10 protein-coding genes and 1 riboswitch are annotated in these 11,094 nt (G+C 69.4%); all 10 genes read left to right on the top strand.

The genetic code is table 11. From position 1 onward, the window contains the following. Positions 1-165: PPE family protein, SVP subgroup (locus OQ968_RS24655; RefSeq protein ID WP_420716003.1), on the top strand; the 165-nt coding region annotated here is incomplete at its 5' end. Positions 166-516: 351 nt separating this feature from the next. Continuing rightward, positions 517-816, top strand: coding sequence for a PE family protein (locus OQ968_RS24650; protein WP_324682265.1), 300 nt, complete (start codon positions 517-519; stop codon positions 814-816). A gap of 120 nt (positions 817-936) precedes the next feature. Next, positions 937-1,233: a WXG100 family type VII secretion target gene (locus tag OQ968_RS24645; RefSeq protein WP_324674753.1), complete on the top strand. Its 297-nt coding sequence runs from the start codon at positions 937-939 to the stop codon at positions 1,231-1,233. A gap of 50 nt (positions 1,234-1,283) precedes the next feature. Further along, positions 1,284-1,568 (top strand): WXG100 family type VII secretion target, encoded by a 285-nt coding sequence (locus OQ968_RS24640; protein ID WP_324680932.1) that lies wholly within the window; start codon positions 1,284-1,286, stop codon positions 1,566-1,568. 87 nt (positions 1,569-1,655) lie between these two features. After that, positions 1,656-2,564, top strand: a complete 909-nt coding sequence (locus OQ968_RS24635) for an ESX secretion-associated protein EspG (protein ID WP_324682264.1) — start codon at positions 1,656-1,658, stop codon at positions 2,562-2,564. 268 nt (positions 2,565-2,832) lie between these two features. After that, positions 2,833-4,353 carry a type VII secretion integral membrane protein EccD gene (gene eccD, locus OQ968_RS24630; RefSeq protein WP_324682263.1) on the top strand — a complete coding sequence of 507 codons (1,521 nt, stop codon included), beginning with the start codon at positions 2,833-2,835 and terminating at the stop codon, positions 4,351-4,353. Beyond that, positions 4,331-6,193 carry a S8 family serine peptidase gene (locus OQ968_RS24625; RefSeq protein ID WP_324682262.1) on the top strand — a complete coding sequence of 621 codons (1,863 nt, stop codon included), beginning with the start codon at positions 4,331-4,333 and terminating at the stop codon, positions 6,191-6,193. The genes eccD and OQ968_RS24625 overlap by 23 nt, the downstream gene beginning before the upstream one ends. 19 nt (positions 6,194-6,212) lie before the next feature. Beyond that, the gene (gene eccE / locus OQ968_RS24620) at positions 6,213-7,415 is read left to right on the top strand and encodes a type VII secretion protein EccE (protein WP_324682260.1); all 1,203 of its coding nucleotides are present in this window, start codon (positions 6,213-6,215) and stop codon (positions 7,413-7,415) included. Next, entirely contained in the window at positions 7,412-9,244 is a 1,833-nt protein-coding gene (eccA, locus tag OQ968_RS24615; RefSeq protein WP_324682259.1) for a type VII secretion AAA-ATPase EccA, read from the top strand. Before eccE ends, eccA begins: the two co-directional genes overlap by 4 nt. 121 nt (positions 9,245-9,365) lie before the next feature. After that, a riboswitch (M-box (ykoK) riboswitch) is annotated at positions 9,366-9,541 on the top strand. Positions 9,542-10,179: 638 nt separating this feature from the next. Next, on the top strand, positions 10,180-11,094 hold a 915-nt coding region (locus tag OQ968_RS24605; RefSeq protein ID WP_324682257.1), incomplete at its 3' end, for a PPE family protein.

The following is an 11,094-nucleotide window of genomic DNA, read 5'->3' as shown; positions in this document are numbered from 1 at the left end:
GCGGTCCCGGTCAGCGAGGTCATCACCGCCCCCGAATCCGGGGCCGGCAACCTCGTCGGCGGCGTGCCCGCCACCACCGGAGCCGGCATGGCCCGCGGCGCCGGCGCCGGACCACGCTACGGATTCAAACCCACCGTCATGGCCCGCCCACTATCCGCCGGATAACCCCACACCACGGGCCACCTGAGCCCGGCCGACGCCCGCGGGGGCGGGGTTGCTGAGCCCCTGCGGAATTTAATCGGCCACCTGATTTTTATCGGCGCCGGCACCGCCCCGGGCTTCGGTGAATGCGGCTGCCAGCGGGCTTCCGCCCGGCGGGCCGGACATTCTTTGCTGTGAAGGCCTGATAAGCATCCCAATCCGGGCCAAACGCTGTTACTGTGTCGTTACGAAAAATGAATTTGCCGTAGCGTTTCGTGAACACTTGCAAACAGGCGGCTTCGGAGACAGCCTCCGAGGCCGCAGTCATCTACTCTCATGCAGAGAGTTTGCGGATAGATCGAGGGAGGAAACGGTATGTCGTTCGTGACGACGCAGCCGGAGGCTTTGGCTGCCGCCGCCGGCACCTTGCAGGGGATCGGCTCCACGCTGAGCGCCCAGAACGCCGCCGCGGCGGCCCCGACGACGGGCGTGGTGCCCGCCGCTGCGGACGAGGTGTCCGCGCTGACCGCGGCGCAATTCGCCGCGCACGCGCAGATGTACCAGGCGGTCAGCGCCCAGGCCGCGGCGATTCACGAGATGTTCGTCAACACCCTGGGCATGAGTTCCGGCTCTTACGCCGCTACCGAGGCGGCCAACGCCGTCGCAGCCCTCTGACCCGAAGGGGGGACCGTCTTCATCCTTCCCCGGCTCGACGGTTGCGCCACCGCGCGACTGGTATGGCCATCGTCGTCCATCACACGAAACCAATAACCGCGTAATAAGGAGATAGGCACAATGCCAGCACGTTTTATGACCGACCCGCACGCGATGCGGGCCATGGCGGGCCGCTTTGAGATGCACGCTCAGACGGTGGCCGACGAGGCGCGCAAGATGTGGGCGTCCTCGCAGAACATCGCCGGCGCCGGCTGGAGTGGGCAGGCCCAGGCGACCTCCTACGACACCATGGGCCAGATGAACCAGGCGTTCAACAACATCGTCAACATGCTCCACGGGGTCCGCGACGGGCTGATCCGCGACGCCAACAACTACGAGACCCAAGAGCAGGCCTCGCAGCAGATCCTCAGCCACTAGCCGCACAAATCACGGCTGCGTACCCCTTCATTCGTTAGGAGAACACCGATATGACGATCAATTACCAGTTCGGCGATGTCGACGCCCACGGTGCGCTGATTCGCGCGCAGGCCGCCTCGCTGGAGGCCGAGCACCAGGCCATCGTGCGCGATGTGATTGCCGCCGGTGACTTCTGGGGTGGCGCCGGCTCGGTGGCCTGCCAGGAGTTCATCACCCAGTTGGGCCGCAACTTCCAGGTGATCTACGAGCAGGCCAACGCCCACGGGCAGAAGGTGCAGACCGCCGGCAGCAACATGGCCAGCACCGACAGCGCCGTCGGCTCCAGCTGGGCCTAACCCCGACTTCAGGCGCGGCAGCACACCATACCTCGGTGTGCTGCCGCGTCCTGCGGTTGTCCGAGCACGTCGACTTTTGAGGAATTGATGGACTCACAGAGCACCCGCACCGACATCACCGTCAACGTCGACGGCTTCTGGATGCTGCAGGCGCTGCTGGACATCCGGCATGTGGCGCCGGAACTGCGGTGCCGGCCCTACGTGTCCACCGACTCGAACGATTGGCTCAACGAACACCCCGGGATGGCGGTGATGCGTGAGCAGGGCATCGTCGTCAACGAGCTGAACGAGGTGCAGGAGCAGGTGGCCGAGCGCATGCGGGTGCTCGCCGCGCCCGACCTGGAGGTCATCGCGCTGCTGTCGCGGGGCAAGCTGCTGTACGGCGTCGTCGACGACGAGAACCAGCCGCCCGGCTCCCGCGACATCCCCGACAACGAGTTCCGCGTGGTGCTGGCCCGCCGCAATCAGCACTGGGTATCGGCGGTCCGGGTGGGCAACGACATCACGGTCGACGACGTCGCCGTCGCCGACAGCGCCTCGATCGCGTCGCTGGTGCTGGACGGCCTCGAGTCGATCCATCACGCGGAGCCCGCGGCGATCAACGCGGTGAACGTGCCGCTGGAGGAGATGCTGGAAGCGACGAAATCGTGGCAGGAGTCCGGCTTCAACGTGTTCTCCGGCGGGGACCTGCGGCGAATGGGCATCAGCGCTTCCACGGTGGCCGCGCTGGGGCAGGCGCTTTCGGACCCGGCGGCCGAGGCCGCGGTGTACGCGCGCCAATACCGGGACGACGCCAAGGGCCCGAGCGCCTCGGTGCTGTCGCTCAAGGACGGTTCGGGCGGCCGGATCGCCCTTTACCAACAGGCGCGAACCGCGGGTTCGGGGGAGGCGTGGCTGGCCATCTGCCCGGCCACCCCGCAATTGGTGCAGGTCGGTATAAAAACGGTGCTGGACACGCTGCCATACGGCGAGTGGAAAACCCACCGCAGGGTGTGAACCGGGTTGCGAAACGCAGTGTTTACCAACGTGTTTGCCCACAACGTGCGGGCAACAGGCAAACACGGCATACTTCTCTAGAACCATTGACGACGGTTCACCAGCAAAGCCGGAACAATTATCGCGAGGGCGGGACTCAGATGAAATCCGAATTCGTCGGGCTGCAAATCCCGGGGGGCCGCGGCGCCCCGGTGAGCGGGTCGGCAACAGCCCCCGCGCGGTCAACTGCACGGGTTTACACATTCACCACGCCAGGGGGTGCGTCGCGATGACTTCGGTAGTTGGGGTAGCTGCAGCGCCACAGCCCGATATCGAGGGAGTCGCGCAGCCTCGGGCCGTCGTGGTCGGCATCATGGCCGGCGAGGGTGTCCAGATCGGCGTTCTGCTCGACGCCAATGCCCCCGTCTCGGTGATGACCGATCCGCTGCTGAAGGTGGTCAACAGCCGGCTGCGCGAACTCGGCGAGACGCCGCTGGAGGCCAAGGGCCGCGGCAAGTGGGCGCTGTGCCTGGTCGACGGCACCCCCCTGCGGGCCACGCAATCGCTCACCGAACAAGACGTCTACGACGGCGACCGCCTGTGGCTGCGGTTCGTCGTCGACACCGAGAAGCGGTCGCAGGTCGTCGAGCACATCTCCACCGCCGTTTCGCAAAACCTCAGCAAGCGGTTCGCCGCGATCGACCCGGTCGTCGCGGTTCAGGTCGGCGCCTCGATGGTCGCCATCGGCGTGATCGCCGCGACGGGCTTGCTGGGCTGGTGGCGCTTCCACCACAACTCGTGGCTGACCACCATCTACACCGGCGTTATCGCCGCGCTGGTGTTGGGCGTGTCCATGCTGGTGCTGCTGCGGGCCCGCACCGAAGAAGACCGCCGCGTCGGCGACATCATGCTGCTGAGCGGCCTGGCGCCGCTGGCCGTCGCCGCCGCGGCGGCGCCGCCCGGCGGAGTGGGTTCCCCGCATGCGGTGCTGGGCTTCGGGGTGCTGACCATCGCCACGATGCTGGCCCTTCGTTTCACCGGGCGCCGGCTCGGGATCTACACCGCGATCATCACGGTCAGCGGGGTCACGGCGATCGCCGCCCTGGCGCGGATGATCGCTATGAGCGGCGCGGTGACGCTGTTCACCTGCGTGGTGCTGGCCTGCGTGCTGGCCTACCACAGCGCGCCGGCGATGTCGCGTCGGCTGGCCGGCATCCGGCTGCCGGTGTTCCCGTCGGCCACCAGCCGGTGGGTTTTCGAGGCACGGCCCGACCTGCCCACGACCGTGGTGCGTTCGGGCGGCGGTCCTCCGATCCTGGAGGGGCCCGCCTCGGTGCGCGACGTGCTGCTGCAGGCCGAGCGCGCCCGGTCGTTTTTGACCGGGCTGCTGCTTGGGCTGGGCGTGCTGATGGTGGTTTCGCTGACCGCACTGTCCGATCCGCACACCGAGCAGCGCTGGCTGCCGCTGCTGCTGGCCGGCTTCAGCGCGGGGTTCCTGATGCTGCGTGGGCGCTCGTACGTCGACCGCTGGCAGGCGATCACCCTGGCCGGGACGTCGGTGCTGATCGTCGGCGCGGTGGTGCTGCGGTACGCGCTGGTGTTGCACTCGCCGCTGTCGGTGTCGATCTGCACCGGGATCCTGGTCCTGCTGCCGGCGGCGGGTCTGACGGCCGCGGCGGTGGTGCCCAACACCATCTACAGCCCGCTGTTCCGCAAGTTCGTGGAATGGATCGAATACCTCTGCCTGATGCCGATCTTCCCGTTGGCATTGTGGTTGATGAATGTCTATGCAGCCATCCGGTACCGCTGACGGCACGATGTGGCGTGGTCGTGCCTGCCGCGCGACCGTCGCTGCGCTGCTGCTGGCCTCGGGCGCGCTGGCCGGCCTGCCGCCGGCGTACGCGATTTCGCCCCCGACGGTCGATCCGGCCGCGGTTCCGCCCGACGGTCCGCCCGGGCCGCCGGCGCCGATGAAGCAGAACTCGTACTGCACCGAGGTCGGCGTGTTGCCCGGCACCGACTTCCGGTCCCCGCCCAAGTACATGGACATGCTCAACCTGCAGGAGGCGTGGCAGTTCGGCCGCGGCGCGGGCGTGAAGGTCGCCGTCATCGACACGGGCGTGACGCCGCACTCCCGGTTCCCGCACCTGATCCCCGGCGGCGACTACATCATGGGCGGCGACGGGCTGTCGGACTGCGACGCCCACGGCACGATCGTGGCGTCGATGATCGGCGCGGCCCCGGCGAACGGCGCACCGCCGCCGCCGGCGGCGCCGCGCAAGCCGGTCACCATCCCGACCACCGAGCCGCCCCCGAAGGCGCCGCCGCCGCAGACCGTCACCCTGTCACCGCTGCCGCAGACGGTGACGATGGTTCCGCCGCCGCCCCAGTCGGAGGCGTCGCCGCCGCCCGCGCCGGGCCCATTCGGATTCCCCCCGCCGGCTGCGCCACCGGCACCGCCGGCACCACCCGCGCCGGCGCCGGCGCCGGGTCAGGGTCCGGCGCCCGGGCCCGGCCAGGCCCCGGCGGCCGGTCGTGGCGCCGCGGGCACGGTGACGATACCCAGCCACGCGGGTGGCCTGCGGGTCGTCGGCGTCGACAACCCGGTGTACCCGCGTCCGCTCGACCCGCCGAAACCGCCACCACCCCCGGCCCCGTCGGGGCCGGCGCCGGACGCGTACAGCGGCATCGCGCCCGATGTGGACATCATCTCGATCCGCCAATCCAGCCAGGCGTTCGGCCTCAAGGACGCCTACACCGGTGACGAGGATCCGCAGACCCGGGCGAAGATCGACAACGTCGAGACGATGGCGCGGGCCATCGTGCATGCCGCCAACATGGGCGCCCAGATCATCAACATCTCCGATGTGACGTGCATGAGCGCGCGCAACATCATCGACCAGCGCTCGCTGGGCGCCGCGGTGCATTACGCCGCGGTGGACAAGAACGCCGTCATCGTGGCCGCGGCCGGCGACAGCAGCAAGAAGGACTGCAAGCAGAACCCGATCTTCGACCCGTTGCAGCCCAAGGATCCGCGCAACTGGAACGCCGTCACCACCGTGGTGACCCCGTCCTGGTTCAGCGACTACGTGCTGACGGTCGGCGCGGTGGACCCGGAGGGCCGGCCGCTGACCCAGGGCGGTCAGGGCCAGGGCGCGTCGAGCATCGCGGGACCGTGGGTGGGCATCGCCGCGCCCGGATCCGACATCGTCGGGCTCTCGCCGCGCGACGACGGCCTGATCAACGCGATCGACGGCCCGGACAACACGCTGCTGGTGCCGGCCGGCACCAGCTTCTCGGCGGCGATCGTGTCCGGGGTGGCCGCGCTGGTCCGCGCCAAGTTCCCGCATCTTTCGGCGTATCAGCTGATCAACCGGTTGACCCGCACCGCCAGGGCGCCCGCCCGCGGCGTGGACAACCAGATCGGCTACGGCGTGGTCGACCCGGTGGCGGCCCTGACGTGGGACGTGCCCGAGGGCCCGGCCAAGCCGCCACAGCAGTTGTCGGCGCCGCTGACGGTGCCCAAGCCGCCACCGCACCGCGATATGGTGCCAGTGTGGGTGGCCGCCGGGGGACTGACCGGCGCACTATTGATCGGCGGCGCGATCTTCGGCGTGGCGACGATGACGAAGCGACGGAAGCAGCAGTGAGGGCGGGGCGGCGATAGCGATGAAGGCTCAGCGCAGGTTCGGGTTGTCCCTGTCGTGGCTGCGGGTCACCACGGTGTTCCTGGTCGACGTCGCGATCATGCTGGTGGCCAGCCACTGCCCGCAGTCCTGGCAGGGCGAGCACCGCATCGCCTTCTGGGTGGGCGTCGGCCTCGCGGCGATCATCACGCTGCTGTCGCTGGTCACCCACCACGGCCTCACGCTGACGTCCGGACTGGTCACGTGGCTGTGGGACTGGTCCGCCGATCCGGGCACGGCGCTGGCCGCGGGCTGCACGCCCGCGGCCGATCACCGGCGCAAATACGGGCACGACAAGGTGGGGGTCCGCGAGTACGCGGGCCGCCTGGTCACCGTGATCGCGGTCGACGGCGGCGACGACGACGCGGCGGGGCGCCACCGCCATCGCGCGGCGGCGTCGGCCCCCACGCTGCTGGTGCAGGCGGTCGCCGGCGGGCTGCACCAGTTCGACGTCCACCTCGACGGCATCGACATCGTCTCGGTGAAGGTGCGGCGTGGCGGCAATGCCGCCGAGTTGTCGAAGCTCGACGACTGGGGGCCCGAGGAGTGGGAGGTGGTGGGCGAACAGCCCGCCTCGTACGTGCGCCGCACCTGGCTGGTGCTGCGGATGAACCCCCAGCGCAACGTCGCCGCGGTGGCGGCCCGCGACTCGCTGGCCGCGACGCTGGTCGCGGCCACCGAGCGGCTCGCCCAGGATCTCGACGGGCACGGTTGCGCGGCCCGGCCGTTGACCGCCGACGAGCTCGCCGAGGTGGACAAGGCCGTGCTGGCCGACCTCGAGCCGACGTGGAGCCGCCCGGGGTGGCGCTACCTCAAGCATTTCAACGGGTTCGCGACCAGCTTCTGGTTGACGCCGTCGGACATCACCACCGAGACCGTGGAAGACCTGTGGCAGCCCGACACCGAGGCGACCGTGGTGACCATCCGGCTCACCACCCAGGGCGGGCGCCCGCTGGTGTCGGCCTGGGTGCGCTACCACAGCGACAAGCGGACCCCGAAGGGGCTGCCGCACGGGCTGAACCGGCTCACCGGCCGCCAACTGGCGGCCGTGCGCGCCAGCCTGCCGGCCCCGACCCCGCGGCCCTTGCTGGTGGTGCCCACCCGGGACCTGCTCGAGGGCGATGAGCTGGTGCTGCCGGTCGCTCAGGTGCTCGAGAGCGCTGCGGCCGTGCCTGCAGCACAATGACTCGCCCGCAATCGACCGTCGAGGACGCCCGCAACGCGATGGTCGCCGGGCTGCTGGCGTCCGGCATCTCCGTGAACGGGCTGCAGCCCAGCCACAATCCGCAGGTGGCGTCGCAGATGTTCACCATGGCGTCCACCATCGACCCCGGCATGTGCGATGCGTGGCTGGCGCGGGTGCTGGCGGGTGAGCAAAGCATCGACGTGCTCGCCGGCGCGTGGGCGTCCACCAGGACGTTCGGCTGGGAGATCCGCCGCCTCGGGGTCACCGACCTGCAGTTCCGGCCCGAGGTCTCCGACGGGCTGTTCCTGCGGCTGGCGATCACCAGCGTGGAGTCGCTCGCCTGCGGGTACGCCGCCGCGCTGGCCGAGGCGAAGCACTACGAGGAGGCCGCGAAGCTGCTCGACAACGTCGAGCCCAGACATCCGTTCGACGAGGAGCTGGTCACCTACGTGCGCGGGGTGCTGTACTTCCGCACCGGGCGGTGGCCCGACGTGCTCAACCAATTTCCCGAGGGCAAGGTCTGGCGCAACCCGGAGCTGAAGGCCGCGGGCGCGGCGATGGCCACCACGGCGCTGGCCTCGCTGGGGGTGTTCGAGGAGGCCGTGCGGCGCGGCCAGGAAGCCATCGAGGCCGACCGGGTGCCGGGCGCGGCCAACGTGGCCCTGTACACCCAGGGCATGTGCCTGCGGCACCTCGGCCGCGAGGACGAGGCCGTCGAGCTGTTGCGTCGGGTGTATTCGCGGGATCCGAAGTTCACCCCGGCCCGCGAGGCGCTGGACAACCCCGACTACCGGCTGATCCTGACCGACCCGGAAACGATCGAGGCCCGCACGGACCCGTGGGATCCCGACAGCGCCCCGACCCGCGCCCAGACCGAGGCCGCGCGGCACGCCGAGGCCGCCGCGAAGTACCTCGCCGAAGGCGACGCCGAGCTCAACGCGATGCTGGGCATGGAAAAGGCCAAGCGGGAGATCAGGCTCATCAAGTCGACGACCAAGGTGAATCTGGCCCGGGCCAAGATGGGGCTGCCGGTGCCGGTGACATCGCGCCACACCCTGTTGCTGGGGCCGCCGGGTACCGGAAAGACCTCGGTGGCAAGGGCTTTCACCAAACAGCTGTGCGGGTTGACCGTGCTGCGCAAGCCCCTCGTGGTGGAGACGAGCCGCACCAAGCTGTTGGGCCGGTACATGGCCGACGCGGAGAAGAACACCGAGGAGATGCTCGAAGGCGCCCTGGGCGGAGCGGTCTTCTTCGACGAGATGCACACCCTGTTCGAGCGCGGTTATCACCAGGGCGACCCGTACGGCAACGCGATCATCAACACCCTGCTGCTGTACATGGAGAACCATCGCGACGAGCTGGTGGTCTTCGGTGCGGGTTACGCCAAGGCGATGGACAAGATGCTCGAGGTGAATCAGGGTCTGCGACGGCGTTTTTCGACCGTGATCGAGTTCTTCAGCTACACCCCGGACGAACTGCTCGCGCTGACCAAACTGATGGGGCGGGAGAACGAGGACGTCATCACCGACGAATCGGCGCAGGTGTTGCTGCCGTCGTACACCAAGTTCTACCTCGACGAGAGCTACTCCGAAGACGGGGACCTGATCCGCGGGATCGATACCCTCGGCAACGCCGGCTTCGTGCGCAACGTGGTGGAAAAGGCCCGCGACCACCGCAGTTTCCGCCTGGACGACGAGGACCTCGACGCGGTGCTGGCCAGCGACACCACCGAGTTCAGCGAGCGTGACCTGCTGCGGTTCAAGGAGCTCACCGGCGAGGACCTGGCCGAGGGCCTCAGCGCGGCGGTGGCCGAGAAGAAGTCGGGCTGACGCCGGGTGGGAAACCCGCGGCGCCGCATGGGTTTTCCGATCGCCGCGCAGGCGAGTGGCTTCCTGCGGCTGGGTGGCAGGTGAGTTGACTCGCCTCGCTTCGAGTGCCACGATGGCTTTGCATGCACCTCGCTAGGTGAGGCGTCCGCACGGATATAGGCCACTGACCTCGAACGTCGAGAGACGCCCAGGGTCAGGACAGCTCCTCCCGGCTTAAGGGTTGAGCCCAAGTGGCTTCCGGTCCGATCCGGCCGGATACGCCGTGTGGTGCCGAAGCTCGGACGAGAGGGGTGCGGTGGTTGCCTGGTCCGGTTCGGGCGCCCCTCCCCATGTGCGATGTGGCGGCATCCCCGTGTGCCCTGGCCGTGAGGAGGTGAGAGCGAAGTGAGTCCCGACGATAGTCCGTACTCCAGACCGATGACCATTTCGTTGCGACCCGACCCCGGCGCCTCCCGCTCAGCCTGTATCGGCTCGGCCCGTATCGGCTAAGCCCGAGACACCCTGATCCCATCCCCGTTTCGCGGGTCGATGTGAACGGACCGCGCCGGCACTAGCCGCGCCGCCCGGTGGGCGCCTCATGGGGCCGTAATGAAAACGGTTATCATTCCCGGCGTGACCGTCCTGACCTGCCGCCGCGGCGGGTGACGCAGCAACGCCAGCCACTCGTTGGTCCGTTTGCCAGAGGAGCAGTGCGATGTCGTTTGTAATTACCCGTCCCGAAGCGCTGGCGACGGCTGCCGGTCACCTGGATGGCGTTGGATCGGGGCCGGCCGCGGAGAATGTGGCCGCCGCCGAGGTATCCGCCTTGACCGCAACACAATTCAGCGCGCACGCCGCAGCAACCCACGAGACATTCACCTCGGTTTTGGGTGCGAGCGCAACGTCCTGTGCGGCTGACGAAGCCGCCAACACCACCTAAGAGAAGGGCGCGACCGATGACGCTGGATTTCGCGATGCTTTCCCCGGAGATCAACTCGGCCCGGATGTATTCGGGAGCGGGTTCGGGCCCGATGTTGGTTGCCGCCTCGGCGTGGAAGGGGCTGGCCGCCGAATTGCGGTCGACGGCGCTGTCGTATTCGGCGGTGCTGTCGGCGCTGACCGACGAGGAGTGGCACGGCCCGGCATCGGCGGCGATGGCGGCCGCGGCCATGCCCTACGTGGAATGGATGAACACCAGCGCGGTGCAGGCCGAGCAGACCGCCGCCCAGGCCGAGGCGGCCGCGGCGGCCTACACCACCGCGTTCGCGGCCACGGTGCCCCCGCCGCAGATCGCGGCCAACCGGGCCCAGCTGATGTCGCTGGTCTCGACCAACGTGTTGGGCCAGAACACGCCGTCGATCGCGGCCACCGAGGCCCAGTACAGCGAGATGTGGGCCCAGGACGCCGCGGCGATGTACGGCTACGCCGGCTCCTCGGCGGCGGCCAGCCGGCTGACCCCGTTCGTCGCGCCGCAGCAGAGCACCGATCCCGCTGGGGTGTCGGCGCAGTCGGCGGCCGTCGGCCAGGCCGCGGCCACCTCGGCCGGGACCGGGCAGAGCACGCTGACCAGGATGATGTCGGCGGTGCCGGGCACCCTGCAGGACATGGCCGCACCGGGGGCGGGGACGACCGCGACGGCGGGCACCGCGTTGTCGGGGATCGACGGGTCGTGGCTGTGGGACAACTTCGGTCCCAACGCCAACATCTGGAACACCATCTTCTCGTCGGGCTTCTACATGCCGGGCAACTTCTTGGGCACCGCCGCGGACTTCATGGGCATGGGGCAGCAGGGCGCGGCCGAGGGCGCAGCGGGCGCTGCCGGCGCCGCGGCCGGGGCGGCGGAGGGCGCGGCCGCGGCGACCGCCCCGCTG

Origin of the sequence: Mycobacterium sp. 663a-19, assembly GCF_035616495.1 — a bacterium.
Lineage (GTDB): Bacteria > Actinomycetota > Actinomycetes > Mycobacteriales > Mycobacteriaceae > Mycobacterium.
The sequence above is the reverse complement of the archived record's forward strand: the minus strand, read 5'-3'. Positions and strand labels throughout refer to the sequence as shown.

Bases quoted from the DNA above. Each gene is read 5' to 3' on its own strand.
- OQ968_RS24650 (WP_324682265.1), top strand. From the start codon at position 517: ATGTCGTTCGTGACGACGCAGCCGGAGGCTTTGGCTGCCGCCGCCGGC.
- OQ968_RS24645 (WP_324674753.1), top strand. From the start codon at position 937: ATGCCAGCACGTTTTATGACCGACCCGCACGCGATGCGGGCCATGGCG.
- OQ968_RS24640 (WP_324680932.1), top strand. From the start codon at position 1,284: ATGACGATCAATTACCAGTTCGGCGATGTCGACGCCCACGGTGCGCTG.
- OQ968_RS24635 (WP_324682264.1), top strand. From the start codon at position 1,656: ATGGACTCACAGAGCACCCGCACCGACATCACCGTCAACGTCGACGGC.
- eccD (WP_324682263.1), top strand. From the start codon at position 2,833: ATGACTTCGGTAGTTGGGGTAGCTGCAGCGCCACAGCCCGATATCGAG.
- OQ968_RS24625 (WP_324682262.1), top strand. From the start codon at position 4,331: ATGCAGCCATCCGGTACCGCTGACGGCACGATGTGGCGTGGTCGTGCC.
- eccE (WP_324682260.1), top strand. From the start codon at position 6,213: ATGAAGGCTCAGCGCAGGTTCGGGTTGTCCCTGTCGTGGCTGCGGGTC.
- eccA (WP_324682259.1), top strand. From the start codon at position 7,412: ATGACTCGCCCGCAATCGACCGTCGAGGACGCCCGCAACGCGATGGTC.